Origin of the sequence: Oenococcus alcoholitolerans, from assembly GCF_051852995.1 — a bacterium.
GTDB lineage: Bacteria > Bacillota > Bacilli > Lactobacillales > Lactobacillaceae > Oenococcus > Oenococcus alcoholitolerans.
On record NZ_CP176042.1, the window covers coordinates 595,857 to 621,822 of the forward strand.

At 38.2% G+C, this 25,966-nt stretch carries 29 protein-coding genes; 13 read left to right on the forward strand and 16 right to left on the reverse strand.

Features of this window, described 5'->3' with window-relative positions:
- Nucleotides 1-61 precede the first annotated feature (61 nt).
- Nucleotides 62-751, reverse strand: coding sequence for a hydrolase (locus tag ACKP2L_RS03590; RefSeq protein ID WP_439425993.1), 690 nt, complete (start codon nt 749-751; stop codon nt 62-64).
- 268 nt (nt 752-1,019) lie between these two features.
- Here ACKP2L_RS03590 and ACKP2L_RS03595 point away from each other — a divergent pair, with 268 nt between their 5' ends.
- Nucleotides 1,020-1,493 (forward strand): ASCH domain-containing protein, encoded by a 474-nt coding sequence (locus ACKP2L_RS03595; protein WP_439425994.1) that lies wholly within the window; start codon nt 1,020-1,022, stop codon nt 1,491-1,493.
- On the opposite strand, the gene ACKP2L_RS03600 is transcribed toward ACKP2L_RS03595, so the two are convergent.
- The 3 genes from ACKP2L_RS03600 to ACKP2L_RS03610 all read right to left on the reverse strand — a co-directional run bounded on the left by ACKP2L_RS03600 (nt 1,494) and on the right by ACKP2L_RS03610 (nt 4,143).
- Nucleotides 1,494-1,961 carry a hypothetical protein gene (locus tag ACKP2L_RS03600; RefSeq protein WP_439425995.1) on the reverse strand — a complete coding sequence of 156 codons (468 nt, stop codon included), beginning with the start codon at nt 1,959-1,961 and terminating at the stop codon, nt 1,494-1,496.
- Nucleotides 1,962-1,967: 6 nt separating this feature from the next.
- Complete coding sequence (locus ACKP2L_RS03605) at nt 1,968-2,909, reverse strand: NAD-dependent epimerase/dehydratase family protein (RefSeq protein ID WP_439425996.1); 942 nt, start codon at nt 2,907-2,909, stop codon at nt 1,968-1,970.
- Between the two features lie 178 nt (nt 2,910-3,087).
- Nucleotides 3,088-4,143 carry a zinc-dependent alcohol dehydrogenase family protein gene (locus tag ACKP2L_RS03610; protein ID WP_439425997.1) on the reverse strand — a complete coding sequence of 352 codons (1,056 nt, stop codon included), beginning with the start codon at nt 4,141-4,143 and terminating at the stop codon, nt 3,088-3,090.
- A 98-nt stretch (nt 4,144-4,241) separates the two neighbouring features.
- On the opposite strand from ACKP2L_RS03610, the gene ACKP2L_RS03615 reads away from it, so the two are divergent.
- A complete protein-coding gene (locus ACKP2L_RS03615) occupies nt 4,242-4,781 on the forward strand; it encodes an RBBP9/YdeN family alpha/beta hydrolase (RefSeq protein ID WP_439425998.1) in 540 nt (179 codons plus the stop codon).
- On the opposite strand, the gene ACKP2L_RS03620 is transcribed toward ACKP2L_RS03615, so the two are convergent.
- Nucleotides 4,762-7,164, reverse strand: coding sequence for an NAD(P)H-dependent oxidoreductase (locus ACKP2L_RS03620; RefSeq protein ID WP_439425999.1), 2,403 nt, complete (start codon nt 7,162-7,164; stop codon nt 4,762-4,764). The genes ACKP2L_RS03615 and ACKP2L_RS03620 overlap by 20 nt on opposite strands.
- Before the next feature lie 177 nt (nt 7,165-7,341).
- Between ACKP2L_RS03620 and ACKP2L_RS03625 the strand changes: the two genes are divergently transcribed.
- Entirely contained in the window at nt 7,342-8,286 is a 945-nt protein-coding gene (locus tag ACKP2L_RS03625) for a LysR family transcriptional regulator (protein ID WP_439426000.1), read from the forward strand.
- A complete protein-coding gene (locus ACKP2L_RS03630) occupies nt 8,273-9,235 on the forward strand; it encodes an FAD:protein FMN transferase (RefSeq protein ID WP_439426001.1) in 963 nt (320 codons plus the stop codon). The genes ACKP2L_RS03625 and ACKP2L_RS03630 overlap by 14 nt, the downstream gene beginning before the upstream one ends.
- 18 nt (nt 9,236-9,253) lie before the next feature.
- Here ACKP2L_RS03630 and cysE read toward each other — a convergent pair whose 3' ends face one another.
- The 4 genes from cysE to ACKP2L_RS03650 form a co-directional block, all read right to left on the reverse strand.
- Nucleotides 9,254-9,760, reverse strand: a complete 507-nt coding sequence (cysE, locus tag ACKP2L_RS03635) for a serine O-acetyltransferase (RefSeq protein ID WP_439426195.1) — start codon at nt 9,758-9,760, stop codon at nt 9,254-9,256.
- 14 nt (nt 9,761-9,774) lie between these two features.
- Nucleotides 9,775-10,914: a trans-sulfuration enzyme family protein gene (locus ACKP2L_RS03640; protein ID WP_439426002.1), complete on the reverse strand. Its 1,140-nt coding sequence runs from the start codon at nt 10,912-10,914 to the stop codon at nt 9,775-9,777.
- Complete coding sequence (locus ACKP2L_RS03645) at nt 10,898-11,845, reverse strand: PLP-dependent cysteine synthase family protein (RefSeq protein WP_439426003.1); 948 nt, start codon at nt 11,843-11,845, stop codon at nt 10,898-10,900. The genes ACKP2L_RS03640 and ACKP2L_RS03645 overlap by 17 nt, the downstream gene beginning before the upstream one ends.
- A gap of 408 nt (nt 11,846-12,253) precedes the next feature.
- Nucleotides 12,254-12,997, reverse strand: coding sequence for a MurR/RpiR family transcriptional regulator (locus ACKP2L_RS03650; protein WP_439426004.1), 744 nt, complete (start codon nt 12,995-12,997; stop codon nt 12,254-12,256).
- Between the two features lie 134 nt (nt 12,998-13,131).
- Here ACKP2L_RS03650 and ACKP2L_RS03655 point away from each other — a divergent pair, with 134 nt between their 5' ends.
- Nucleotides 13,132-14,469: a PTS sugar transporter subunit IIC gene (locus tag ACKP2L_RS03655; protein ID WP_439426005.1), complete on the forward strand. Its 1,338-nt coding sequence runs from the start codon at nt 13,132-13,134 to the stop codon at nt 14,467-14,469.
- Nucleotides 14,470-14,522: 53 nt separating this feature from the next.
- Here ACKP2L_RS03655 and ACKP2L_RS03660 read toward each other — a convergent pair whose 3' ends face one another.
- Complete coding sequence (locus ACKP2L_RS03660; protein WP_439426006.1) at nt 14,523-15,887, reverse strand: aminomethyl transferase family protein; 1,365 nt, start codon at nt 15,885-15,887, stop codon at nt 14,523-14,525.
- A 132-nt stretch (nt 15,888-16,019) separates the two neighbouring features.
- Nucleotides 16,020-16,301: a hypothetical protein gene (locus ACKP2L_RS03665; protein WP_439426007.1), complete on the reverse strand. Its 282-nt coding sequence runs from the start codon at nt 16,299-16,301 to the stop codon at nt 16,020-16,022.
- Between the two features lie 196 nt (nt 16,302-16,497).
- Here ACKP2L_RS03665 and ACKP2L_RS03670 point away from each other — a divergent pair, with 196 nt between their 5' ends.
- From ACKP2L_RS03670 to ACKP2L_RS03705, 8 genes are all read left to right on the forward strand, one after another.
- On the forward strand, nt 16,498-16,737 hold the full coding sequence (locus ACKP2L_RS03670) for a hypothetical protein (RefSeq protein ID WP_439426008.1): 240 nt from the start codon (nt 16,498-16,500) through the stop codon (nt 16,735-16,737).
- 404 nt (nt 16,738-17,141) lie between these two features.
- Nucleotides 17,142-18,260: a 5-methyltetrahydropteroyltriglutamate--homocysteine S-methyltransferase gene (locus ACKP2L_RS03675; RefSeq protein WP_439426009.1), complete on the forward strand. Its 1,119-nt coding sequence runs from the start codon at nt 17,142-17,144 to the stop codon at nt 18,258-18,260.
- A gap of 48 nt (nt 18,261-18,308) precedes the next feature.
- Nucleotides 18,309-19,124 carry a transporter substrate-binding domain-containing protein gene (locus ACKP2L_RS03680; RefSeq protein ID WP_439426010.1) on the forward strand — a complete coding sequence of 272 codons (816 nt, stop codon included), beginning with the start codon at nt 18,309-18,311 and terminating at the stop codon, nt 19,122-19,124.
- Nucleotides 19,125-19,145: 21 nt separating this feature from the next.
- Nucleotides 19,146-19,853, forward strand: coding sequence for an amino acid ABC transporter permease (locus ACKP2L_RS03685; protein WP_439426011.1), 708 nt, complete (start codon nt 19,146-19,148; stop codon nt 19,851-19,853).
- A 10-nt stretch (nt 19,854-19,863) separates the two neighbouring features.
- Complete coding sequence (locus ACKP2L_RS03690) at nt 19,864-20,619, forward strand: amino acid ABC transporter ATP-binding protein (RefSeq protein ID WP_439426012.1); 756 nt, start codon at nt 19,864-19,866, stop codon at nt 20,617-20,619.
- Nucleotides 20,620-20,696: 77 nt separating this feature from the next.
- On the forward strand, nt 20,697-21,290 hold the full coding sequence (locus ACKP2L_RS03695; protein WP_439426013.1) for a hypothetical protein: 594 nt from the start codon (nt 20,697-20,699) through the stop codon (nt 21,288-21,290).
- Nucleotides 21,291-21,421: 131 nt separating this feature from the next.
- Complete coding sequence (locus tag ACKP2L_RS03700; RefSeq protein WP_439426014.1) at nt 21,422-22,183, forward strand: DeoR/GlpR family DNA-binding transcription regulator; 762 nt, start codon at nt 21,422-21,424, stop codon at nt 22,181-22,183.
- Complete coding sequence (locus ACKP2L_RS03705) at nt 22,180-22,650, forward strand: PfkB family carbohydrate kinase (protein ID WP_439426015.1); 471 nt, start codon at nt 22,180-22,182, stop codon at nt 22,648-22,650. Before ACKP2L_RS03700 ends, ACKP2L_RS03705 begins: the two co-directional genes overlap by 4 nt.
- On the opposite strand, the gene ACKP2L_RS03710 is transcribed toward ACKP2L_RS03705, so the two are convergent.
- The 5 genes from ACKP2L_RS03710 to ACKP2L_RS03730 all read right to left on the reverse strand — a co-directional run bounded on the left by ACKP2L_RS03710 (nt 22,631) and on the right by ACKP2L_RS03730 (nt 25,944).
- A complete protein-coding gene (locus ACKP2L_RS03710; RefSeq protein ID WP_439426016.1) occupies nt 22,631-23,056 on the reverse strand; it encodes a hypothetical protein in 426 nt (141 codons plus the stop codon). The genes ACKP2L_RS03705 and ACKP2L_RS03710 overlap by 20 nt on opposite strands.
- Before the next feature lie 17 nt (nt 23,057-23,073).
- The gene (locus tag ACKP2L_RS03715) at nt 23,074-23,994 is read right to left on the reverse strand and encodes an ABC transporter permease (protein WP_439426196.1); all 921 of its coding nucleotides are present in this window, start codon (nt 23,992-23,994) and stop codon (nt 23,074-23,076) included.
- 91 nt (nt 23,995-24,085) lie between these two features.
- The gene (locus ACKP2L_RS03720; RefSeq protein WP_439426197.1) at nt 24,086-24,856 is read right to left on the reverse strand and encodes a LacI family DNA-binding transcriptional regulator; all 771 of its coding nucleotides are present in this window, start codon (nt 24,854-24,856) and stop codon (nt 24,086-24,088) included.
- Nucleotides 24,857-24,879: 23 nt separating this feature from the next.
- Nucleotides 24,880-25,092 (reverse strand): LacI family DNA-binding transcriptional regulator, encoded by a 213-nt coding sequence (locus ACKP2L_RS03725; protein WP_439426017.1) that lies wholly within the window; start codon nt 25,090-25,092, stop codon nt 24,880-24,882.
- Nucleotides 25,093-25,224: 132 nt separating this feature from the next.
- On the reverse strand, nt 25,225-25,944 hold the full coding sequence (locus ACKP2L_RS03730) for a GntR family transcriptional regulator (RefSeq protein ID WP_439426018.1): 720 nt from the start codon (nt 25,942-25,944) through the stop codon (nt 25,225-25,227).
- Nucleotides 25,945-25,966 lie beyond the last annotated feature (22 nt).

Sequence of the window (25,966 nt, forward strand, 5' to 3'; positions counted from 1 at the left end):
TTTTGACTTCTTTATGACTTTATGATTTTCAAATAAGTTATATATGGTGGCGAAATTCAAACTACTTCTCCCCACGATATTTTTCCATTTTATTTTGGAATATTTTTTCGGTGACTCCATAGGCGGTGAAGGTGATCGCATTAGCACCAGCAAGTATCGTTTCTTTGATTTGCTCATCGGTTTTTCCACCAGAAGCAATGATAGGGAAGTTAGGGTATTGCTCATTAAGCTGTTGTCTCGCCCAGCGAACTAGTTCGGCAGTATTTTTTCCACCGGCTATATTAAGTGCTTTTACACCGGCAGCAATTCGGTCTTTTAAATTGATTTCTTTGTTTACAACTGTATAGATTATTGGGATGTCAACGACTTTTTTGACGCTTTCGATCGTTTCGATCGTTGTTGGTGCGTTTAAAACAACTGCCTGTGCGCCGCTTTCTTCTGCAAAAAAACCGATCGTTGCTGAACGCAGACCCTTTGTTAGACCGCCGCCGATCCCTGCTAAGATCGGCACGTTTGCGACGGTTGAGATGGCTTCTAGTATTTTTGTGTTTGGCGTCCAAGGATAGACTGCTAAAACAGCATCGGCATCGCAATTTGCGATAACGGCCACGTCCATTGTATAAATGATACTTTTGATCCGTTTGCCAAATAGTCTTATTCCTGAAGCTTCGCGTATTATGTGCGGAAGTTCAACGATATCGGCTCGTAATTCTGAAGTTAAACTGGGTACTTCTTTTCTTGATTCAGCCAAATTGTCTCTCCTTGAATATTGATTCGATTATAGGAAAATTGTAGCTGAAATTGATTTAATTTTCATTTTATTTTTATTTAAATTGGACTTAATCTATATCTAATATTATTTATTTGTAGCCGAGGATGACTACATTAGTTATTAAATAATCTCTCCCAAAAAAATATCTATCTATTTTCCTAAGTCTCTGAACCAAGTCAGAGGCTTTTTTGTTTTAATAATGATCGGTTTAAAAATCAATTAAAAACTACTTTGCTATAATTTCTGCATGAATGAAAAATTGATTGGATCTTTTTGGCAGCGAGCAAAAAAAGCTCTAGATTTCCCAGAGCGATTGGAATACGATAATGCTTATTCATTCGGTGATTCTTCTAAGGAAGCTGATCGTTTGGGTCGATTAGTTATCGATCGGATCAAAGCAGCAGCTTCAAGCAGTTATGATATTTGTAAAAAAGAGGGCGGGGATTTACCGAAAACCGATCAGCTTGATATTATATTGGGCAGCGATAAGCCGCTTGCAGTAATTTCCAATTATCAGGTCATGGTCGTTAAATTTTCTGAAGTCGATCAACGCCAGGCTTATTTAGAAGGTGAAGGGGACCGTAGCCTGAGCAATTGGCAGAATATTCATAGGCCTTTGTTTAAAAAGGAATATAAATCGAACGGTTTAGAATTCACTGATGATAGCAAATTGATTCTAGAACGTTTTCATATGCTTTATTCGGAAGATCCTGATAAATAATTACTGATCGATTTGATCATTGAGCCAGTCGAGGATGTCGTAACCGCGGAAACTGTCGTAGAATTTACTTTTCCCGGCTTTTTTTATCTCAACGATCGGCTCCTCCTTGGAAAACTTTTCTTCTATTTTTTTCGCAAACCATTTTTCAACGACTTTTTTTTCGTCATTTTTTTGCAAACGATCTTTTAACAGGTCTTCCGGACGGCGCCATATTTTTATTTCCAGTCCATTTTTATCCAAGAATTTCTTGTTATTTATGAAGGCACGAACACCGTCGAGGTCTGATAAGAGCAGATTGATCCGTCTTCTTTCCTTGATCAATTCCTCTAATTCATCTAAGCTTTCATCGCTGGCAAACCGGCGGATAAACATTTTTGCTGAATTACGATAAGAAATTATTTTTCGTTTATTTTTATTTTTTTCATTATATTTTTTTTGAGCTCTTTTTTGTGCGTCCGTTAATGCCATTTAAAATCAGTTCTTTCCTTGATAACTTTTAATAGTGGTATTTAATGCATCTTTAATGTCGCTTTTTATTATTTTTCCAAAATGTTTTTTGTATTTTTCGCCGTTTAGATATACTGGTCTGATTGTCAAATAGTACATTTCAGCGATTTCCGCGACATTCTTGTCAAAAATACCGATCATCCTTATCAGCAATTTATTTAAGCTTATCACTGGCCGGTGTTTGTTAACGATTTGCTGGCTGATAGAAATTATTTTTTTACCGCTGATCTTCTGACCGGGAAGGTTCCATATTTGCCCATAAGCATGTGGGTCGCTGGCGATTTTTACTGACATTTCAGCGGCATCCGGTAAATAAATATACTCGCGTTTTATTTTTTTTGGACCAATATAAAACGATGTCTTGCCAGCCGCGATCGATATCAAAGTTCCTCCTAAATAACTGGATTTTCTAGCTCCTGGACCAAAGTAATCGGGATATCTCAATAGGATCGGCTGCGTTTTTCGATAAGCCGGACTAAATATCAAATCGGTCAGGGCTTTTTTTATTTTGCCTTTTTTGCTTTTCGGCTGTCCGATATAATCCTCTGTTACGATTTGGCCGGCATCCCCATAAGCATAGATACCATCGACAAAAACGATTTTTTTACCGGCTGCTGCCACTGCTTTCATGATATTTTCTGCTAAGGGGAGCTGTTTTTCAACGGTTTGGCTGTAAGGAATAGCTGCAGTTTGAAAAACAGTATCGATTTGATCATCATTTAAGGCATTTATCAGGTCTTGGTAATTAAAGGCATCCCCAATAGCGATCTCTTGTCCGGGAAACATTTTTTTCAGTTTGCTTTGATCGCGGCCAAAGATTTTGACAGGAATCTTCTCTTTGATCAATTCCCGAGTTATTGCTTGACCGGTACCGCCGCTGGCGCCGATTACGAGTGCTTTTTGGATCATAATTTTCTCCAAAATATATTTTTTTATTCAGTATATACTGTTAATACTGAATATAGTATATATTATATACCATTCAAATTAATTTTCGTTTAAATGAATAAAGACCTGATTCAGCCTATCTGCAAAAAAAGCAATAACAAATCGTTATTGCTTAAAATCGTTAAATATAATGAATATCTCAGTCATTGCTTACACGCAAAACGTTTGCGCCTTCAACATCGCCCTGTGACAAATCGTACATAGCTTGATCAGCTTTTTCCAAGGGATATTCAGTGATCTTTGGTTTTATGCCAAGGCGGCTGGCTAAAGTCAAAAATTCTTCGCCGTCTTTTCTGGTATTGCTTTCGACACTGGTCAGGACCTTTTCGTGGAAAATGTCATTTTCGTAATTCAAACTCGGAATGTCAGTCAAATGAATACCGGCGATCACGACTTTCCCGCCTGGTTTAATGTTTTTTAAAGCATTTGGCACACAATCGCCGACTGGTGCGAAAATGATCGCGGCATCCAAAGGAACCGGTGAGGCAGCATAAGTATTTTGTACGGACTTTGCTCCTAATTTTAAAGCAAGTTCACCGGCATCTTTGCCGCGCGTAAAGACGTGAACTTCAGCACCTTGTTTGATCGCCAGCTCGGCAGTCAAATGGGCTGAACCGCCAAAACCATAAAGGCCTATTTTGCCGCCAACGGGCAGATCGGCCTGCTTGTAAGCATGATAACCGATGATTCCTGCACAAAGCAGCGGAGCAGCAGTGTTTGATGGAAAACCTTCCGGAATCCGATAAGCAAATGCTTCTGGTGCGACTGCGTATTCAGCGTAGCCGCCGTCTTCATCCCAACCGGTATAGTTTGAGTAAGGGCACAAGTTCTCGCGCCCGGACCGACAATAAGCGCATACACCGCAAGTATGCCGCAGCCAGGGAATACCGACCCGATCGCCGATTTGAAAACGCTGACTCGAACTGCCTAGTTTAACAACTTTACCAACTATTTGATGTCCCGGTGTTAAATTTTGTTTATGGACCGCTAGGTCACCGCTGATAACATGCAGATCTGTCCGACAAACGCCGCAGGTTATCACTTTGACTAATATTTGATGATCTCCCGGTTTTGGTACAGGCACCCTTTTAAATTTTAATGGAAAATCGTTCAGATCGATCTTGCCGGGCCGGTCTAACTTCCAAGCATTCATCGTTGCTGGTATCTTTTCAGTAGAAACTTTTTCGTTGACCATTATTTCACCTCTTCAAATATAATTTATTACAAAAAGTGTTGAAGTGTTCAAAATAAGCTGTTAAAGTTTATTTCAATTCGTCTTTTTAAGAGGTCATAATGAGAAAAATTTATTTAGTCCACGGCTACACGGCGAGTTCAAGATCACACTGGTTCCCTTGGCTGCAAAAAAGAATCGGCCAACGATTGATATGCGCGCAAATGCCCGATCCCTCTCATCCAAAGCTTCAAAATTGGTTAGATCATCTTGATAATTTGATCGATGACCATCAAAAAATGATCTTGATCGGCCATAGCTTGGGATGTGTGACTATTTTACGTTACTTGCAAAATCACGAACTGGAAAATGTTGATCTTATTTTGGTCTCGGCTTTTGCTGATAAGGTCGCTAATTTACCCGAACTCAACGAATTCGTTGAAAAAGATCTTGATTTTGATGATTTAAAAAGAAAAATAAACAAAGCTTATATAATTTCAGCCAGGAATGACCAAGAAGTTGATTATCGCCATTCTGATAGACTTGCCCAAAAATTATCCTGTCCGTTTATCTTGATGCCTGACGGCGGACATTTTATGGCTTCTGATGGAATAAAAGAATTTCCTTTAGTTTTGAACTTGGTTAGAGAGCTTTCGGATTGAGCCGGTTTGCCTTTTCTAAAGCGTTTTTAACAGCTTCCTTGATCGCTCTGCTTGATGCAGAAGCTCCGGAAACAGCATCTACTTGATAAGAATTTTGCTCGACCATTTCTTTTGGCAATTTTTGAACAGCCTTGATGCCGACGTCTTCGCTTTCTGATTGTTCAAGAATGTCTACTTTCTCGATTTTGTTGTTTTCATATTTTACGCGGACAACAACTTTGCCCCCGATGCCGTTTTGGCTGCTGCCTAGATATTCGTGAGGCCCCGTTTTAAATTTTTTTGATAATTTATCAGCTGCTTCAAAATCGTTTGTCAGTAGATTTTCATCTGCTTTTATTGAATTTACTTCTAATAACTCATCTTTTTTATCTTTAGCTGCATTTTGCCCGGCAATTTTTCCAAAAATCAAACATTCTGCCAAATTGCCGCCGCCATTATATTGGTTTTCATTTATACCGCCAAATTCTCCAGCACTGTACAAATGAGGTATCGGGTGTTCATCAGCATCTAAAACTTCGGCTTGAGCATTTCTTTTTGCACCGCCTTGTGTATTCAGCATAGCTGTTGCGATCGGAGTTGCGTAAAAAGGCCCTGCTCCGAAAGCTTTAAGAGTGTTTTTGTTTCTATTAAGCAATTGATCTTCGCCATTTTTTGCAAAGCGGTCGAAATCGTCGATAGTTTTTTGCAATATTTCAGGATCAGCTGATATTTTTTCTGCTAATTCGCTGATCGTATCAGCCTTGACCGTGATATCAAAAAAGTTTTCGTAGGGAAGATTTTTTTGTTTACTTATGACATCGAATTGAGCTTGATCGAAAATCAAGTGCGGGTGTGAAAAAACGGTTGGTGTTTTCCAGCTGCCATGGTCATATATGTGGCCATGACGTCCATTTTCGTCTTCACGAATATAGCGGCTGCCATCGTCGGCAGCGATGAAAATGCTTCCGGAAGAAAGTTCGGGCCATGGCGATAAAATAAATTTTCCTCTTTGTTCGTCTGGATCGTCAAAAGTAAAACCGCCATTAAAACCAAATCCCTCATAGCTATGAAGATGCCATAGAGCAGCGCCGACTTCTTGAACCATTTTGATGCCGTCACCTTTATTGTATAAAGTGCCGATGACCTTAAGTTTTGGGACGCCGATAAAATTTTGGATATAGTCCGGCTCGTTTTCAAATCCGCCCAAGCTTAAAACGACACCGTTGTTGGCTTTGACATTGACTTTTTGACCCTTTCGATTTATTTGCACACCCTCGATCACTTTATTTTTTGAATTTTGAATAAGATGAAGGGCAGGGGAATCAAGCCAAAGGTCTATTTTATTTGATCTTTTTTCTACTTGATGTCTAAGGACCTTCCATAAAGAAGCGTCAAAGTATCCATCGTGAACGGTCGTTAGATCGATCGTATCTGAACCCTTGAATTCAGGATATTCTGGTGAAAGACCATTAGCGAATGCTTGAAAATCGGGATCGCGGTGTACTTTGTTATAACTGATCGGTTCCTTTATTTCCAAATAATTTTTGAGATAGTTTGGAATATCGTTTATGCCCTTGATATAGGTTTCTAATATTTCGGGATCGATCTTATAAGGACCGAAAAGTTGTTTGAAATATTGTCTGGTTTTTTCTAAATCATGTCCAGTCAAAATAACTTGGCCGGCATAGCGGGTATTTCCACCTTCATGACCTTCAGGAGCTGCATCGACCAATAAAACTTTTGCATCGTTGTCTGCAGCAAATCTCGCTGCCGTTGCGCCAGCAGCACCAAAACCTATCACTATCACATCGTAAATTGCGGACCATTGGACCTTATCATTATTCATGAGACCATTTTCCTTTCTATTTCTGTTCACTTCTTTGGAAAAATGAATAAAATTGTTGAAACACTGTGTCAAAAAATCAATTGTCTTTTGGTCTTTGATACTGCCGTCATTACTGAATTGGCTTTCGGCAAAACCTAAAAGAAATTCATTTCCCGGCATTACAGCAGCACCGATCCCCGGCGAATCAAGGATCTGCCTCAAATGCTGCTGAGCTCTGGCTGAGCCAAGATTGCCCAAGGAAGTTCCGACCAGCATTATTGGTCGATCTTTCAATGGATGGATCTGCCAAGAAAGCCATTCTACCAAGCTTTTAAGAGATGAGGGGATCGAGTGATCGTATTCGGGAACACCGAAAATTACTCCATCAGCTTGATCGATTTTTTCTGCTAATTGTTTTATAACATTTGGAAGCGGTCGATCTTCATTGAACATTGGTATATTTTTGATATCAACAACATCGATCTCGGCTTTATCGTTAAAATAATTTTGCAAAAAGAAAAGTAACTTTCTATTGTAAGAGAGGTTTGCGTTAGTGCCGACTATTGCTATATATTTCATGATCTATTTATTCCTCGGAAAACGATATTATCCTAAAAATTTTGTGATAAAGTGATCATAACCAATAAGTTATCGCTTTCACAATCTATTATGAACGATTTTTTTGGTCAGTTTGATAAAACAATTTTCAAAAAAGTATGAACAAAAGGGCATAACTTAAAATTCAGGTGATCCAAAATGGAAAGTTTCCAACGGGAAAAACAATTGATTTCTATTTTAGAGGCGGTTGAAAAATATGGCAGTATTTCAAAAGCCGCTGATAAATTATATATGACACAGCCGGCTATCAGTAAAACCATTGCCAAATACGAAAATGAATATTCATTGAAATTTCTTGATCGATGTCAGCACCCGATCAAATTAACTGCTGCCGGACATTTCTTTTTACAGCGTTCAAGAGAAATATATGAATCATATCAGGAACTGACAGCTGGTCTTTTGCACTTTGTTTCATCGGATACGGCTAAAATATCGATCGGTATCAACCAATCATTAGCGGAAATTATTTTGCCAAAGATCTTACCTGATTTTTACCGGATGAATCCTTCTGTAAGTATCGATATTTTAGAAAAAAGCTCTTCTGAAAGCGAAGCATCCCTGCTTGATCAGGAAATTGATCTGTCGATCGGCATCGAACCAGTTTACAACCCGCAGTTGGCAGATTTTAAAATAGCAAGTGAAAGTGCTCTTTTGGTCGTCGCTGATGGCAAGGGAAAATATCATCAAGAACGTACCTTTGAAGATATCAGTCCTTACATCGATCCTAAGGGGATGATCATCGAAGACGACAGTTCAGCTTTCCAAAGATTAGTCAGCAGTTATTTTTCCAGGTATAATATCAAAACTCGGATCATCACTAAGACTGCTAATATCACAACGGCTTTTCGGCTTGCTGGTGTCGGCATCGGCAGTACGATCATTCCGTTCTCCTTAATGACGGATTTTTCTTTTCCCGGTAAAAACAGCCTATCTTTTTATCCAATATCTTCTTCAGTTTTGCAGGCTGATATTTCGATCGCTTACAATAAAAATTTTGCATTAAGCGATTCTTCAAAAAAATTTATAGAGCTGGCACAAGAAATTTTCGAAAGCAGGAGGACCTCTCAAAATGTTTCTGACTAAAAACTACTATGGTTTAGGAACTGAGATCAACTTGTCACTTCAAAGCATAAGCGAGGATCAGGATACTATTTTTCTTGACGAAACTTACCGATTGATCGAAAAATATGAAGATCTTTTGACTGTTAATCGGACAAATTCGGAAATTATGTCGATCAATCGCAATGCTGGGAAAAGTTTTGTTTCGGTTTCAGAGATCACTTACTCTATTTTAAAAAAATCATATGAAGCCAGTCTAAAAAATGAGGGATTTAATTTCACGATCGGTCCGCTTGTCAAGTTATGGAAAATTGGTTTTGATGGTGCCAACCTTCCTCGACCGGAGCAAATAGGAGCGAAACTTGATTTGATCGATCCCGAACAAGTAGTCTTTAACGATAAAAAACGTGCCGTCAAGCTGCAGCTAACAGGAATGGAGATCGATTTAGGAGCCATTGCGAAAGGTTATATTGCCGATGCCGTCAAGAATTTTTGGCAAAGATCGGGCATACTGTCTGGAATAATAAATCTGGGCGGGAATATCTTGCTGGTCGGCAGCAGTCGGCATGGTCACGGACGTTGGCAGATCGGTGTTCAAGATCCTTTTAAAATAAAAAATCTGCCACTTGGTATTTTGACTGATTTAAGAGACTGTTCAGTAGTTACATCGGGCATTTATGAACGTTATTTAAAATTGAACGGTATGTTTTATCACCATATGTTTGATTCTAAAACCGGTTATCCAATAAAAAATGATTTAAGCAGCGTAACGATCGTGAGTAAAAAATCGATCGACGCTGATCTTTGGTCGACGATCGCTTTTTATAATGGTTCAAAAAAGGGCTTAGCGCTTGTTGAAAAAAATCCAAATATCGGTGCTGTTTTTGTTAAAAACGATGCAGGTATTTTGCTTAGTTCTAATTTAGAAAATAAATTTAAACTGTTGGATCAGCAATTTCATTTGAATATATAAAAAAAGCGCTTAGAGCGCTTATTTTTTTCTTGTCACTAAATGTCCGGGATTGCCAACGATGGTTGCCCCTTCAGGGACGTCGATAAGTACGATCGTTCCGGCACCGATTTTAGCCTTGGCACCGATCGTTATCGGTCCGAGCAGTTGAGCACCAGCGCCGATAAAGACATTATTGCCAACGATCGGATGGCGGCGGTCGTTCATTTGTTTTCGCGACCCTAAAGTGACGTTGTGCATGATGGTTACGTTATCGCCGATCACTGCTGTTTGTCCGATCACGACACCATTGCCATGATCGATGAACAAAAATTTACCGATCTTTGCTCCTGGATGGATTTCGATACCGGTCGTCATTTTGCCTGAATGTGAGATCAGTGCTGCCAATAGGTAGAATTTGTGCTGGTAAAACCAATGAGCGGCCCGATAATAGGCCAGGGCGTGGAAACCAGAGTAGGTCATAAAAATTTCTAGTAAACTATGCGCAGCCGGGTCGCGTTTTTTGATCATTTCAGCAGCTGCTATTATGTCTGTTAGGCATTTCAAATCTTGGCAAACGCTCCTTTTAGATCTTCGATCAGGTCGGCAATATCCTCTAAACCAACTGATAGCCTGATCAATTCATCGGTTATACCGTTTTTAATGCGGATGTTGCGCGGAATCGATGCGTGTGTCATCACAGCCGGGACCTCGATCAAACTTTCGATCCCGCCAAGACTTTCGGCCAAGTCGATCAAATGCAGGCTTTCAACGAACTTTTTTGTATCCAGACCCGCTTTTAACTCAAAAGAAATGATGGCACCAAAACCCCGCATTTGTTTTTTAGCGATTTGGTAATCTTCAGCATCAGGATCGCCGGGATAATAGACTTTAGCGACTTTATCATTGCTTTTTAAAAAATCAAAGATCTTGTGTGCATTTTCTTCATGAGCACGCATGCGGACAGCTAAAGTTTTGATACCTCGCTGCAGCAGCCAGCTGTCGTCAGGACTAAGGACAGAACCGATCGAATTTTGTAAAAAAGCCAGCTGCCGGCCGATCGCATCATCATTGGTTATTGCCAAACCGGCGATCAGATCGCTGTGGCCGCCCAAATATTTTGTTGCACTGTGAACGACGATGTCAGCACCTAGATCAAGCGGTTTTTGATTGTAAGGGGTGGCAAAAGTATTATCAACGATACTTTTCAGTCCATGCTTTTTCGCTATTTTTGCAATGCTCGAGATATCAGTTATCTTTAAGAGCGGATTAGTCGGACTTTCAAGGTAAACGGCTTTGGTGTTGGCTTGAATAGAATTTTCTACAGCCTGCAGATTTCGTGTATCGACAACTGTGAATTTTAGGCCAAAGCGCTTTAGGACCTTGTCGATCAGGCGAAAAGTGCCGCCGTATACATCGTTGCCGACAATAATATGGTCGCCGCTGGAAAAAAGTGAAAAAACCGTATGAATGGCCGCTGAACCCGAAGCAAAGGCAAACGCATCGCTGCCGTTTTCAATGGCTGCCGCAAGTTTTTCCAAAGCAGTTCTAGTCGGGTTGCCGCTACGACCATATTCCCATTTTGGCCCGGCACCTAATTTATGCTGATGGAAAGTCGATGCACGATAAATCGGTATCGATACGGCTCCTGTGGCAGGGTCCTCGCTGTTGCCGCCGTGGATCAATTTAGTGCTGAAGTTCATGTTGGTTCTCCTTGTTGTTGAATGCGTAAATATTTTTGCTTAAATACCTTTCGCTTGAATCAGCGAAAACGGTCACGATCGTTGAATTTTCCGGCAGTTCATTAGCTAACTGTAAACTGGCGGCTAAAGCGGCACCGCTAGAACTTCCGGCAAATAGGCCGATCTCTTCGGCTAAAAGCGAAACTTGATCGAAAGCATCTTTGTCGCTGATCGTGATGACTTTGTCGATCTTGATTTGTTTGAAAAAGGGCGGTATGAATTCAACGCCGATACCTTCTGTTTTATGGGGATGCGCAGGTCCGCCGTTTAAGATCGATCCTTCCGGCTCAACTGTAATAGCTTTCATTTCAGGGAACTTTTCTTTCAGGTAACGGCCTGTACCGACAAAAGTACCGCCAGAACCGGATCCAGCAACGAAGGCATCGACTTTTTGTCCTTTTAGATCTTTATATATTTCCGGTCCCATCGTTTGATAATAAGTTTCCGGATTTGCCGGATTGGAAAATTGTAAGGGCAGATAAGAGTTATCTATCTGCTGATGCAATTCTTTAGCCTTGGCGATCGCACCCTCGATTCCTTGTTCGGATGGTGTATTGATTATTTGCGCACCTAGAGCACGCATCAAAATTTGTTTTTCTTTACTGAATTTTTCCGGGACAATAAGTTTGACCGGCAAATGATATTTTTGAGCAGCTAAGGCAATACCAATGCCTGTATTGCCGGCGGTCGGTTCGATAATAGTCGTACCATCTTTTATCGCGCCGATCTTTCTGCCATTTTCTATTAGAGAAAGGCCTAACCGGTCTTTGACGCTGCCGCCGGGATTGAACATCTCTAATTTTGCGTAGATATGACTGTTTTTTGGGACTTTGATATTTAATTTTAAAAGGGGAGTGTTCCCGATCAATTGATAAAGATTATTTACTAGCATGACTGCTCCTTTTGGATAAAAAAAGACGCAAATCTTTAAATTTGCGTCTTGATAAAATTCTCGGTTTTTGTGTTATCGAATTACTTTTTTAAGGCAACAACAATAAGCCGTGAATCCTCCAAGACGTGATCCACAGCAGCATGCGAAGCATCTATTTGTGTTATCTAAAAGCATCATAAATTTCCAGATAATCGTAACTAAATTTTTTTCAGCTGTCAATAGATTTCTCATTTTTTAATATTTGTTTATTGATGAGCTGTACTGAAATTTATCACATAATTAGATTTGAAAAGCGAAGTGATGGCTGGCAGTTTAATAATTGATCCTACTATGGTCAGACGAATCACAAGACGTTTAAAAAGTACACGATTTAATATCGAACAGTAATACATAAAAAAGAGTCCGTTTTTATTGAGATTCTTTTTTGGTCTCTCTAATGATTGATTCCAATATGTAAATAACGGGTAATTGACTGGTCAGATTTAAATCGCGACCAAGAATTTGATCTGGAAAATCATAATTAAAATTTACATCCGATAAACGTGAAAGTGAATTATATTCATGATTTGTAATACTTGTTATTTTTGCCTTGGAATTTTTTAAATCTCTGGTCATTTGCAAACTTTCTTTCGTCTCGCCACTGACTGATAAAACAATAGCTACTCGAATATTGCTATTGTTTTTTAAAGCTGTTAACGGATAAAATGGATCATCAATAAATTTTGCGTTTAGTCCGAAATTTGAAAATTGTCTTGCTCCATAATTGGCTAAAATTCCAGATGTACCAATTCCAAAGAAGAAAATCTCTTCAGCATTTTTTAATAAGAATCCTGTTTTTTTAATTTTTTTGGAATATATCGTATCTAATCTCTTATTAAAAAAATCTCTTGCTTGTACTAATAAAGAACTGGTTTTTTTAAAATCATTATCTCTTTTAGATTCGCTGATTATTTTTTGTTTGTAATCTGAAAAGCCGCTGTATCCAAGTTTTTTAAGGCAGCGTACGATCGAACTAGTTGAAGCATTTATTTTTATTGCCAACTCTCTAATATTGTATTTTTTTACCTGACTTGGATTATCAAGTAAATAACGATAAATAATCAGCTCGGTAGAAGTTAATTTTATTATTGGCGACATCTCAATATATAGCATATAGAATTTGTTTCAAAAAAGGAAACAAGTAACATATTTTATCTAAAGCATTATAAAGAAAGCGCTTCCAATATAAAATGTATTTGGGGAACGGGATAACTTAGGTTCCTTTGAAAGGAGAAATAAAAAAATTTATGCAGAATTTTGTGAATAAAAAAATACTTCCTCCTGTGATGCGTTTTGTTAATACTAAAGCAATAAGTGCTTTAAAAGATGGAATGATAGTCAGTCTACCCTTTATTATGATTGGTTCTGTCTTCTTACTTCTAAGTTCGTTTCCATTTAAGCCAGTTGCTGACTGGATGAATAAAACGGGGTTAGCAGCTTATTTTACACAAGCGTATAATGCTTCATTTGGAATAGTTGCAATTTTTGCTGTTGTGGGAATCGCATACGTTTGGGTCAAAAACGAAGGATTTGATCCGCTTCCCGCAGGATTGACTGCTTTGGTCAGCTTTTTTGTAGTTATGCATCCGACTACAGCTGTGATGAATGGCAGTAAAACCGTTATATCTTCTAGCCAAGCTCCTAGCTTGCTGAGCGACTTTATAGATCGATCCTGGTTGGGTGGACAAGGAATGATCGCGGCGATTATTATTGGAATGATAACCGGATTGGTATATTCTTGGTTTTTACGTCACAAAATAACGATCAAGCTGCCTGATCAAGTTCCTCCAGCTGTTGCTGGATCATTCACTTCATTGATACCAGCTTTTGTAATTGTTTTATTTTGGTTATTGATTTATATTTTCTTCGATCTAACATCTCATTCGACTTTGACACAGTGGATCTATAGAGTTATTCAAACACCTCTTCAAGGAATGACTGATAGTTTCCCGGGCGTACTAGCATCAGCTTTCCTAGTACCGTTCTTGTGGTTCTTCGGTGTTCACGGTTCAGTTATCGTAAGCGGAATTTTATCTCCAATACTTCAAGCGAACGCTCTTTCCAACGCTGCAATATTTAAGGCACATGGAGTTGTTACCGCGGCTAATGGTGGACATATTTTTATTCAACCGCTGTTTGACCAGTTTGGAACAGTTACTGGCGCTGGTATGACTATTGGTGTTGTTGTCTATATGACTTTCTTTGCACGTTCTACTCAGATGAGGGAATTAGGTAAACTATCGATCGTACCAGGATTTTTCAATATAAATGAACCAACTCTCTTTGGCTTGCCGATCGTTTTGAATCCTCTGCTTGCAATTCCATTTATCATAACACCGATACTGTCCATGACATCGACGTATTTTTTGATCAAAATAGGTATACTTCCTTATCTAACGGGCGTTATGGTTCCATGGACGACTCCGCCTATAATTTCAGGATTTTTGATCGGCGGCTGGCAAATAGCCGTTTGGCAATTTATAGTTCTATTTATATCGTTTTTCATTTATTGGCCCTTTGTTAAAAAATACGATGGTATTCTTTATATGCAAGAACAAAAAAATTTAGAGAACAAAAATAAGTAAAAATAAAAACCTTCTAAACTCAAAAATAGTGCAGAAGGTTTTATGTTTTTGATTTAAATACCGTTCACATTCACATTCTTATTGTCGTTATCATTATACGGATAACGCGCGATGACAGCTCTGATCTTCATCTGCCGGGTACCCGGTCGGCCCCAAAGCACGGTCAATTCTTTTCCCATCTGGTAATACTTTCGATCGATGAAGGCCAAAGAGATCATTCGCTGGTAATAGGGCAGGAAATCACGCATTACACTTATACCGATCGTTTTGTCGCCATCTAGAACTTTGTCAGCATGGTAAACGAATCTGCCATGCGGTAATTGATAATAGGTATCTGCTGGTCGTGCGTCGATCGGGTCGGCTGCCGGAGCTTGGTTTCCTTGAAACTGCGTTTTGTAAACTTCGGCAATGTCGTCGGCATTCCATTCTAAAGTAACGACTTGACGTGCCTGATTTTCATCTTTTGATATTTTCTCTAAAGCTGTTTTTCCAACGAAATCATGATCAAGGCGGACTAATTTTCCCCAGCCAGTTTCAAATGGATTGACAAATCTAACTTGCAGATCATCACCGACACTGCCGACCAAATCGCGTTCATAATTGTAAAAGGCCGCTAACGGCCGTGCTTTTAAATGATCGGCTAAACCTTTATACACGCCATCTTCGCTTTCAAACCAAGGCAGCGGGTAGTGCATATTTATATTCGGCATACCGCCGGGTGTATGATCCATCGTGTAAGTGACCATACCGATTTTTCTCATTCCCAAAGCTGATCCGGTTTCCCAGATCTTATCGTAAACGTCTTTGCCATCGGGGATGCTGCTATGGATCTCGTAGGCGATGCTTCCTGTCATACCTAAGCGCAGGATCCTTACTTCTTTACCGGCAATTTTAAAGAGGTCGTGGTGGGCAAATTTTAAGGAGGCGAAGTTTTGATCATCGTCTAATGTTTTTGAAATTATTTCAAATGATTTTGGCCCATCAACTTGAAAAAAGGTCTCTTGACCGCTGAGATCACTGCCTTGTAAATCATAGTCTGAACCAAATTTTTCAAAAAGAAATGAAATACAAGGATCCAGCCAGTAAGTGCGGAAATGATTTTCGCCAATTTTCATAACGACCCCATCAGCCATGATCTGACCTTTTTCGTTGCACATGATAGCGTGGCGGATCGAACCGATTTTCATTTTGTCATAGCGATTGACCGAAAACTTTTGTAGAAAATCAACGGCACCTGTTCCGCTTAGATCAAAGATCGGCGAATTCATCAGACTGGTTCCCAAATAAGCGTTCTTGTGAGCCTGCACTGCTTCATCACGCCATCCGCTGTATTCATATGGAAATAAACCAAGGCCATTATTCAGCAGAAGACTGGCACCTTTTAAGATCGTTTCTTGGAGCGCTTTTTCTGTAGACATTTTTGCTTCCTCGACATTCTTATGATTATTTGAAACCTTTAAATGACGCTAAAAAACAGGATCGCTGATCGTTCAATCCTGTCTTAATTTTAAAATATTTATACTGATTTTGCTTACATCTTTGAAAACCAGTCAGCTTTGACTTCTTAATTTTTTAATGAATGTCCGGCCATAATTAAAGAAGGCAATACCGACGATCGGCAAAACGATCGACCCGACTAAAACGGGTGCTAGGGAAATACCGAAAATCTCCGGTCCCCAAGAAAGCAGCTGGTCTGCCGAAGCTGCTCCTAAAGCACCTAACAGGCTGCCGACGATTTGAAGCGAACGGCTCTTTCTTTGAGACAAGGCAGAATATGCTTGGATAGTCGTAAAGCCGAGTATCAAACCAACTGCGATAATGAATATAATCATTTTTTGATCCTTTCTTTTGCTTTGTTTCCATCTGCTGATCGCATTGGACAGTTAAAGATTAATAAGTTTCTGTTTTGAAAATGTTTGAAAATCATTAATAAATTGTTAATCGACGATTCACATTTCTTAAACATTTCTCAAACGATTCAAAAACATTTGTGAACTATTCTATGCGTATAGAAAAGGAGCAAGAACAATGGCGAAATCAAAATTAGTCAAGGCAAACAAGAAAATTGAAAAGGCTGTTACCGAAGGTTATAAAGGAATCGAGAAAAATGCGGTCGAGGGATTCCAGAAGATGACCGACAAGTTTGTTGATAAGTATTTAACGAAAGATAATGAATCAGTAAAACAAGCTAAGCAGAGACTGCATGAAGAACAATTAAAGCGCGAAAAAGAACAAAGGGAGATACTGAAAAATTCTGATCCTTTCTAAAATTTTTCGCAGGAACCTGATGCTTTAAGCCATCAACTTAGTTGACATTCTTTGCATCTGTGTTATATTTTTATGCATAGATTTCAAACGACTCGATCCGGTGAGTCTTAAGTCCTTTATAGCTAGAGAGTCGGCATTTGCTGCAAGCCGGCAGAAGGGTTTAAGACTGTTATGGCCGGTGATCGGTTTTTACAAACGGTTTACCGCCAGTAAAAAACGGCTTGGTCCCCGTTATCAGACACGCCGCTAGCTGCTGCCCATCTGCATAAAGCTGCCGGTTAGTAAGCTTGATCAGGCAACTGGTCAAGACTTTTCAGAATGGTAACGTGTCCAGCACTTCTGTATTTACAGGAGTGCTTTTTTTATTTGAAATTATATTTTATCTATTTATGAGGAGAAAGATCATGGTTGAAAGCACAACACTTACAAAAGTTCCATTTCGAGCAGACCTGGTCGGCAGTTTGCTGCGACCGCAAGAATTAAAGGATGCCCATAAGCAATTAGAAGAGGGCAAGATCGATCAAGCTGCCTACTTAGCGATCCAGCACAAACAGATCAAACGGATCGCAGCAAAACAAGCTGAACTCGGTTTTAAAGATGTGACCGACGGTGAATTTTCCCGGTCTTGGTGGCATTTGGATTTCTGGAAGGGATTAAATGGTGTCAGTGATCGTTTCCGCGAAACCTTATCTTTTTCCGGCGGGACCAATAAGCTTCATGGCGCTGAATTAGTCGGCAAGATCGCTTATAACCCGCAGCATCCTTTCTTTGAAGCTTTCAAGTACTTGAAGTCTGTTGCTCCAGCCAGTGTTTTGCCAAAGCAGACGATTCCTTCGCCAACACTGTTATTTAATACTAATTGGCAGGATTTTTATGATGATTTTGACGAATATTTGAACGATCTTGTTGAAACATACCGCAAAACTGTTAAGCATTTTTATGATCTCGGCCTTCGTTACCTGCAATTAGACGATACTAATTGGGCTTATTTGATCAATGGCTTACGTCAAAGCAAGCAAGACCCGCAACAAACAGCAGCCTATTATAAAGAAGCCGAAGACTCGGTTCGTGTCGTTAATGCCATTTTGAAGGATCAGCCGGACGATCTTAAATTTACGACTCATATCTGCCGTGGGAATTTTCATTCAACATTCGTCTTTTCCGGCGGCTATGATGCTGTTGCTGAATATTTGGGCAAACTTAATTATGATGGTCTCTTTTTGGAATTTGACAGTGACCGGGCAGGTGGATTTGCACCGATCGCGAAAATTTGGAATGGTGATAAAAATAAGCGCTTGGTACTGGGCATCATAACTTCTAAGTTTCCTAAACTTGAAGAAGAAAGCTTTTTGCAAGATCGTTTAGCCGATGCTTTAAAATATGTACCTCTTGATAATTTGGCCATCAGCACTCAATGCGGTTTTGCATCATCTGAAGAGGGCAACAAACTCACCGAAGATCAGCAGTGGGACAAGCTGCGTCTGGTCTTGTCAACAGCGAAAAAAACGTGGAAGGAAATTTGATTCTTATTGGAAAGATAGTTGGACTAGACTATTAATAGAGGCTTAAACATGTACAAAAAATCAGGCTCTTTTTTTAAAGTGATATTTTTTAGTTTGCTTTTAGTTTTTTTGCTTTTTTCTCTAACGGTCAAAGCAAGTGCTAGAAGCAGTAAAAATAATTTTAACTCTGAGTTATTGAATAAAAAAACTTTAACGGTCGGATTAGAGGGGACTTATGCTCCATATTCCTATCGTCAAAATAACAAATTGACCGGGTTTGAAGTTGATCTGGCTTCACAGATCGCAAAAAGATCTCATTTGAAGGTTCGTTTTGTTCCTACTAAATGGGATTCTTTGATCGCTGGTCTAGGCAGCGGCAAATTTGATGTTGTATTAAACGATATTACCATCACACCGGCGCGACAAAAACAATTTCTTTTCTCACGTCCATATATCCTGTCTCGCGGTATTTTGATCACCGGTTCGAACAATAAATCAATAAAATCAGTTAAGGATATCAAGGGTAAACCATTTGCTGAAGGCACTGGAACGAATAACGAAATCATTGCCAAAAAATTTGGAGCCAAGATCGTTCCTTCTGGTGATTTTCAAACGAGTTTGTCTTTGATCAGACAAGGGCGTGTTCAAGGAACGATAAATTCTCGAGAAGCTTGGTTCGCTTATTCAAAGCAAAGGTCGACTAAAGGTCTGAAATACTATTCGATTCCATCATCAACTTCACCAGCAGCAAAAATCGCTGTCTTATTGAATAAAAAATCACCGAAATTACGCCGGCAGGTAAACAAGGCTCTAAGTCGAATCAAGGCTAGCGGTCAATTATCAAAATTATCAAAAAAGTATTTTGGTGCTGATATAACTAATTGATCAGCATTTTTTGGAGGATATATGAATGATATTTGGAGGGTGATCGCAAGTTCCGCTCCACAAATCATCGGGGCTGGGATCCGTTACACTATTCCGATCACGATCGTGTCTTTTATTTTTGGTCTGATTTTAGCGGTCATCACAGCTTTGATCAGAATATCCAGAAAGAAAAACATCATTTTTCGGGTGATAAAATGCATTTTTAGATTTTACGTATGGCTTTTCCGCAGTACGCCGCTTTTGGTTCAGCTGTTTATCGTCTATTTTGGGCTGCCATATCTGAGGATCAGCGGCATTGCTCCCAATGGCATCAAATTTACCCCTTTGGCCGCCGGTATTTTAACTTTTTCCTTGAATACGGGCGCTTATTGTTCGGAAACGGTTCGTTCTGCGATAATTTCGATCCCCCAAGGTCAATGGGAAGCTGCTTATTCGATCGGCATGACACGCTCTCAAGTATTGAGGCGCATAATTTTTCCTCAGGCTTCTCGAGTCTGTTTACCACCGCTTTTTAATAGCTTTATCAGTTTGGTAAAAGATACTTCGCTTGCGGCTTCGATCACGATCGTTGAAATGTTTGAAGTTAGTCAGCAGATTGCAGCTGAAAATTATCAGCCCTTGCTCATGTATTGCATGGTGGCAGTTTTCTATGCTGTTTTATGTACCATTTTGAGTTCACTGCAACGGTACTTAGAAAAGCATTTTTCTCGTTATTTGACCCTGGCATAAGGAGTGTATTTTGATCAAATTAAGTCATATAAACAAACGATATAATGATAAAAAAGTTTTGGTCGATGTCAGTACCGATTTTTTGCCTCAGCAGACTTCGGTCTTGGTCGGACCTTCTGGAGCTGGAAAATCAACTTTGATCAGATCCTTGAATTTATTAGAGATACCTGATTCGGGCAGATATTCGATCAATGATATTGAAGTGGATTTTTCTAAAGCTATTTCTAATCGGATCCTATTAAGGATTCGCCGCCAGACGGGAATGGTTTTTCAGGATTATAATCTGTTTCCACATTTTTCTGTGCTTGAAAATTTAATGGAAGGGCCGGTGCAAGTTTTAAAAAAAGATAAGCAACAGGTAAAAGAAGAGTCTTTGAAGCTACTAGACAAAGTAGGTCTTAAAGACAAAGCACAAGCCTATCCTAATTCGCTTTCCGGCGGCCAGCAGCAGCGAGTAGCGATCGCACGGGCACTTGCGATGCATCCAAGTTATTTGCTGCTTGACGAGCCGACTAGTGCTTTGGATCCGGAATCCGAGCTGGATGTTCTGAAAGTCTTGCAGGAGCTGTCTAAAGAAGGCCAATCGATGGTCGTTATTACACATAATATGGAGTTTGCACGAGCGGTTTCTGACAAAATCGTCTTTGTCGAACATGGACAGATCCTTTATGACGGCCAACCGGATAAATTTTTTAATAGTGATAACAAACGCATCTCTGATTTCTTGTCGGCGATGAGTTTTAAGTCATTGAATGAAGAAGAATGATTTTATATTTTTTTGTATCAAGAATATAATTATTTTGTTCTTTTTTATTTTAATTTTTTAATGGCACGAGGTTTAATATGAAAAAACCAAAATTGTTTTTGGATATGGATAACGTTCTTGTCAATACTTCTCCGATTCTAAACGAGGCCGACGTTAACGAATTCGGTGTCAGAAAACCGGATGAAATACCGAATATTTTTCATGATTTAAAACCAGTCAAGGGTGCTGTATCCGGAGTCAAATCGTTAGAAAATGATTATGACTTGTATGTCCTGTCAACCGCTCCCTGGTATAACAACAGTTCTTGGCAGGATAAAATTTTTTGGATACAAAAATATTTCGGTTATGAAAAAGACAGCCCTTTTTACAAGCATGTTATTCTTACTCATAATAAAGGTTTCATTAACTTGCCCGATAGCGTTCTAGTTGATGATCGTCCTTACCACGGAGCCAGTGATTGGGATGATGCACAAAATCATCGTGTCTGGCTGCAGTACGGGTACGATCCGCGATTGGTCTGGCAGGGTAAACTAGCTGCTTTTCTAAAGGATGCCGCTTTTGAATTCAGGAAAAATGGCGATCTCAGATCATCTATTATCAATGTTGCAAAAAATGGCAATTATTCGATCCATGGTGATAAACATCTTTTTAAGAAAAATGATTGGGAATAGATAGCCGCTTGATGCGGTTATTTTTTTTGAATTTTTTTGGTTAAAAATGATATTTTTTTATTGCAAAAAAATTCAAAAAGTTTAACATAATTTATGTAGAAAGCGCTTTCATTTTAGGAGGTGATAAAAGCATGTTGATCCAAAAAAGACAAGGCAAGCTTTTAGATGTTATTAAGAAACGCCGGATGATATCGTTAAAAGAATTAAAAGATGTTTCTCAAACTTCATTGTCGACTGTTAGAAGAGATTTAGAAGATTTAGAACGATCTGGAAAAGTTCGCAGAATACATGGAGGGGTAAAAATTGTTGAATCTTTAAATACAGAACCGTCTGTTTTGCAAAAATCTTTGATAAATCAAGAGGGAAAACACCGAATTGCTCAATTAGCATCAGAACAACTAAAAGGTGGAGAAATCATTTTTTTAGATGCGGGAACGACCACAGGAGAAATGATACATTTTTTAGCCAGTAAGGATCCATCAGTCTCAGTAGTTACCAATTCCGTTCATCATGCATCAAAATTATCTGACTTATTGATACCAGTGACTATAATTGGCGGCCAAGTTAAATTAAATACGGATGCAACTATTGGTGCAGCTGCGGTTGAGCGTATAAAACAATTATCATTTGATGTGGGTTTTATTGGAATTAATGGTATATCTAAAAAATTTGGTCTTACGACACCCGATATAGAAGAGGCTGCGGTCAAACAAGCCGTGGTACAGCGCTCAAGAAAAGTTTACGTGTTAGCCGATTCATCGAAAATAGACGTCATTTCTTATGCCAAAGCTGTCGATCTAGAAAAAGTGTCATTAATAACCGAGGGACTTTCATCAGAACAAAGGTCGTGGTTAACGGAAACAACGAATTTATTGGAGGCCGATAAAAAATGATTTATACGGTTATGTTGAATCCTTCTGTAGATTATTTTGTCAATGTTGAAAAATTAAAAATTGGTAAAACTAACAGAATGGTGTCTCAACATTTATTTCCCGGAGGAAAAGGAATAAATGTAAGCAGACTTTTGGATCATTTGGGCACGCATTCAACTGCTTTGGGTTTTTTAGGCGGTTTTACTGGAGAATTTATCAAGAAATCCATTCCTGAAAAAAAGATCTATCTGAATTTTACCGAGATAAATGATAATTGCCGTATCAACTTAAAAATAAAAGATAAGGTCGAGATCGAGATCAATGCTTCTGGGCCGATCGTTACTCAAAGCGAACAGTTTCTTTTTAAAAACGAAATAAAAAAAATAGATTCCAAGGACGTCATTATTTTATCCGGCAGTCTTCCCGAAAGGGTATCCAATTCTTTTTATTTAGAACTTATAAAATTGGTTAAAAATAGAGGTAGGTAGGAATCATTCCGCCAGAGAAAAACATTGTTATCACGCCCATTGAAGTGTATAAATTTCTCCCTTTAAGGTTTCTTTTGCTAAGAGCGTAAGCTACTATTGAGCACATTATCAGATGGAAAATGACCCCTATAACTGTTTTAGCTACTGAAACCCACATTGATTGCCATATTCCTGGATCGCTCATAACGCTTATATAGTTTGCAATTGATAATTTATTTGGCCAAAAAATAAATGAATTTGCATTATTAGCAGCAAACGATGAAACAAGAATATTCCACATTGGAATAAATATAATAAGTGTAAAAATCAGCATTAAAGCTAAATCTAGAATATTAAATAAACGTGTCGATAGGGAACTTTTTACGTGGTTCTGTGGTCTTATTTTTGTAATATCTATTTTTTTCATAATTTATAGACCACCTTTTAAAGCACCGATTGATTATCATTTAATTTTTTGGTTATTACGTTAGTTATAATTAGAAGCACAACCGATATTACCGATACGCCTAATCCAACGGCCGTTGCGTAAGAAAAATCTCCTTGTGTCAAACCAACTCGATAAACGTATGAATTTATAACTTCTGATTTAGGTTGGTTCTGTGAGTTCATTAATACCAATGTCTGATCAAGGTTTGAATTAAAAAGTCCTGAAACGGAAAGTATCAAATTCAATGCTATTATATTTTTCATTTCCGGAATCGTTATGCTCCAAATTTGTCTTAATTTAGAAGCACCATCCATTTTTGCTGCTTCATAATAGGTTGGATCTATTTGAGACATCACAGCTAAATAAAGAATGGTACCCCATCCTGCTTCTTTCCAAACATCAGATAGTGAGGCTATTGACCAATAACTACTTGCGTCAAGCATATGGTTTGTATGAATGTTTGCTCCAAATACGTTTAAAACTTGATTAAGCATACCGTTTGAAGACATCCAAGTGATGATCATCCCGCCTAAAATTATCCAAGAAAGAAAGTGGGGAAGATAAGTTATGCTTTGAACTATTTTTTTGAATGGCAGCCAATTCAATTCAAAAATCATAATTGCCAAGATTATGGGTAAAAAGAATTCAATGATTAATTTGATCGTACTTATACCTATAGTATTTTCAACCGATTGCCAAAAATATTTATCTTGTATGATTGTTTGAAAATTTTGTAATCCTACCCAAGGTGAATCTTGAACAGTGCTGGTGACAGAATAACTTTTAAAGGCAAGGACCAGCCCATATATCGGAATAAAATTAAAAATAATCATAAATATTATTCCAGGTAAAATCATGCTTTGCAGCTGCCATTGCCTTATCCAGTTTTTAAACCAACTTTGGATTCGAACGAGCATTGATACTTCTGTTAATTTTTGTGATTTTAAAGACACAAGCTTTATGCCTCCTTAAAATAAAAACGTTTTTATTTTTCAAAAGATAAAAACATTAAAAAATTGGTTTTACCGAATTTCTTATTGTTAGTTCTCCTGGAATTATTTTATTTTCGATATATTCGTTTCCATCAATGAGCATTTTCATTGATTCGACTGCCTTTTTTGCTTGTATTTGTATCGGATTATGATAAGTTGTTATTTTTGGACTAAAATATCTAGAAATTTCGATATCGTCAAATCCTGTAACACTGATATCTTTAGGTACTGAATATCCTTCTCGATTTAGTGCTTTTATAATACCGATTGAACTTATATCATTTCCACCGACAAAAACACTTGGAAGAGATAAAGAATTAAGTGAAGCTTTTCTGAGGAATGATATTACAGCGTTATAAGATGCTTCCTCCTCAAATAAGCCTTGTAGATAATAAATTTCAGGTATAGTTATTGATCTTTCATTTAATGCTGACTTTAAACCTAAAAATCTTTGGTCGCTATCATAAGTTCCTGGGAATCCGGCTACAAAAGATATTTTTTTGTGGCCCATATTAATTAAATATTTGCCCATTTTATAACCAGCATCAAAGGAATCGAAAATGACACTAGTAGATTTTCTTGAATTGAATTTTCTATCTAAAAAAACTGTTTTGATATCTAAAAAATCCATTTTCAAAATATCTTCGTTTCTTACAGTGGTGTCGAATAGAAAAAAACCGTCGTAAGTTCCACCGCCCAGGATATTAAGAAGTTTTTCTCTATCAGCAGATATATATACATTAAGATCGTAACCAAGCTTTTCAACAAAATTAACTAATGAATCAATTAGTACGGAGAAATACGGCCCAGTTACGCTGGAAGTAAAAAACCTAGAGTTTTTGTTTCGCCAGTTTTAAGTTGCTTTCCTTTTAAATTTGGGAAATAACCTAGTTTGTTGGCAGCGTTTAATATTTTCTTTTTAGTTGAAAGTTTTACAACATCAACATTATTTAATGCCTTCGATACGGTACCAATCGATAATCCGGTTTCTTTAGCTATATCTTTGATCGTTGTTCTTTTCATGATCTCCCTAAATCGATAATGTAAGCGCTACCAACAAATAAAAGATAGCACATAAATTTTCTTATTACAATCTATTTTTGAAAACGTTTTTATTTTACTTCATAATAATTTTCAATAAATTAAATAATCCGGTTACTTATTAGATTTCACAAACACCGAGATCCTGCCAAAATTATACGGGTGTCTGGTCGTTGAGTACTCGAATGGCGTGTTATTATTCAAAAAAACGGTCTGTGTTACTTCTAGAACCGGATCTTCCGTAGAAAGTTTTAAATATTTCATATCTGCTTGGTTGGGTTTGTCTGCGCCGATCGTTCTAAAAGCGGAACCGACAGTCAGCTTTAGTTCTTTTTCTATGTAATTATAAATTGATTTTTGAAGTATTTTTTCGTTGATTCCAGGGATAACTTTCACTGGCATTTTTGTGTATTCCAATGCGTACGGTTTTTTATCAACGACTCTCAAGCGAATGATATCGTAAACTAAATCATCTTCAGATATTAATAATTGACTTTGTTCGTTTTCCTGAGGGTACCTTATTGTAAATTTTATTATTTTACTTAAAATTTGATGATCCTTACCAAGCAAATTAGTTGTCCCTACATATTGCTCAACACTTTGATCATTTTTTAAAGTGAGGTTTATATTTTTCGCAACAAAGGTACCGGATCCTCTTTGGCTATAAACTAAATTTTCCGCTCTAAGAATATTTAAGGCTTTTTGTACAGTCATTCGACTAACTTTAAATCGATTGGATAATTCGTTTTGATCCGGTAAAGCCTGTCCAGCTAGATATTTGCCCTCTAAAATATCTTTCTTTATTTTGTTGGCAATTTCAATGTATTTGCTCATGTAATGAGTATCTTCCTTTTTC

Bases quoted from the DNA above. Each gene is read 5' to 3' on its own strand.
- ACKP2L_RS03670 (WP_439426008.1), top strand. From the start codon at position 16,498: ATGGCGAAATCAAAATTAGTCAAGGCAAACAAGAAAATTGAAAAGGCT.
- ACKP2L_RS03650 (WP_439426004.1), bottom strand. From the start codon at position 12,997: ATGCTATATATTGAGATGTCGCCAATAATAAAATTAACTTCTACCGAG.
- ACKP2L_RS03685 (WP_439426011.1), top strand. From the start codon at position 19,146: ATGAATGATATTTGGAGGGTGATCGCAAGTTCCGCTCCACAAATCATC.
- ACKP2L_RS03610 (WP_439425997.1), bottom strand. From the start codon at position 4,143: ATGGTCAACGAAAAAGTTTCTACTGAAAAGATACCAGCAACGATGAAT.
- ACKP2L_RS03645 (WP_439426003.1), bottom strand. From the start codon at position 11,845: ATGCTAGTAAATAATCTTTATCAATTGATCGGGAACACTCCCCTTTTA.
- ACKP2L_RS03730 (WP_439426018.1), bottom strand. From the start codon at position 25,944: ATGAGCAAATACATTGAAATTGCCAACAAAATAAAGAAAGATATTTTA.
- ACKP2L_RS03715 (WP_439426196.1), bottom strand. From the start codon at position 23,994: ATGCTCGTTCGAATCCAAAGTTGGTTTAAAAACTGGATAAGGCAATGG.
- ACKP2L_RS03695 (WP_439426013.1), top strand. From the start codon at position 20,697: ATGAAAAAACCAAAATTGTTTTTGGATATGGATAACGTTCTTGTCAAT.
- ACKP2L_RS03675 (WP_439426009.1), top strand. From the start codon at position 17,142: ATGGTTGAAAGCACAACACTTACAAAAGTTCCATTTCGAGCAGACCTG.
- ACKP2L_RS03680 (WP_439426010.1), top strand. From the start codon at position 18,309: ATGTACAAAAAATCAGGCTCTTTTTTTAAAGTGATATTTTTTAGTTTG.
- ACKP2L_RS03595 (WP_439425994.1), top strand. From the start codon at position 1,020: ATGAATGAAAAATTGATTGGATCTTTTTGGCAGCGAGCAAAAAAAGCT.
- ACKP2L_RS03710 (WP_439426016.1), bottom strand. From the start codon at position 23,056: ATGAAAAAAATAGATATTACAAAAATAAGACCACAGAACCACGTAAAA.
- ACKP2L_RS03725 (WP_439426017.1), bottom strand. From the start codon at position 25,092: ATGAAAAGAACAACGATCAAAGATATAGCTAAAGAAACCGGATTATCG.
- ACKP2L_RS03700 (WP_439426014.1), top strand. From the start codon at position 21,422: ATGTTGATCCAAAAAAGACAAGGCAAGCTTTTAGATGTTATTAAGAAA.
- ACKP2L_RS03620 (WP_439425999.1), bottom strand. From the start codon at position 7,164: ATGAAATATATAGCAATAGTCGGCACTAACGCAAACCTCTCTTACAAT.
- ACKP2L_RS03605 (WP_439425996.1), bottom strand. From the start codon at position 2,909: ATGATCCAAAAAGCACTCGTAATCGGCGCCAGCGGCGGTACCGGTCAA.
- ACKP2L_RS03600 (WP_439425995.1), bottom strand. From the start codon at position 1,961: ATGGCATTAACGGACGCACAAAAAAGAGCTCAAAAAAAATATAATGAA.
- ACKP2L_RS03630 (WP_439426001.1), top strand. From the start codon at position 8,273: ATGTTTCTGACTAAAAACTACTATGGTTTAGGAACTGAGATCAACTTG.
- ACKP2L_RS03660 (WP_439426006.1), bottom strand. From the start codon at position 15,887: ATGTCTACAGAAAAAGCGCTCCAAGAAACGATCTTAAAAGGTGCCAGT.
- ACKP2L_RS03640 (WP_439426002.1), bottom strand. From the start codon at position 10,914: ATGAACTTCAGCACTAAATTGATCCACGGCGGCAACAGCGAGGACCCT.
- ACKP2L_RS03625 (WP_439426000.1), top strand. From the start codon at position 7,342: ATGGAAAGTTTCCAACGGGAAAAACAATTGATTTCTATTTTAGAGGCG.
- ACKP2L_RS03665 (WP_439426007.1), bottom strand. From the start codon at position 16,301: ATGATTATATTCATTATCGCAGTTGGTTTGATACTCGGCTTTACGACT.
- ACKP2L_RS03655 (WP_439426005.1), top strand. From the start codon at position 13,132: ATGCAGAATTTTGTGAATAAAAAAATACTTCCTCCTGTGATGCGTTTT.
- ACKP2L_RS03705 (WP_439426015.1), top strand. From the start codon at position 22,180: ATGATTTATACGGTTATGTTGAATCCTTCTGTAGATTATTTTGTCAAT.
- ACKP2L_RS03615 (WP_439425998.1), top strand. From the start codon at position 4,242: ATGAGAAAAATTTATTTAGTCCACGGCTACACGGCGAGTTCAAGATCA.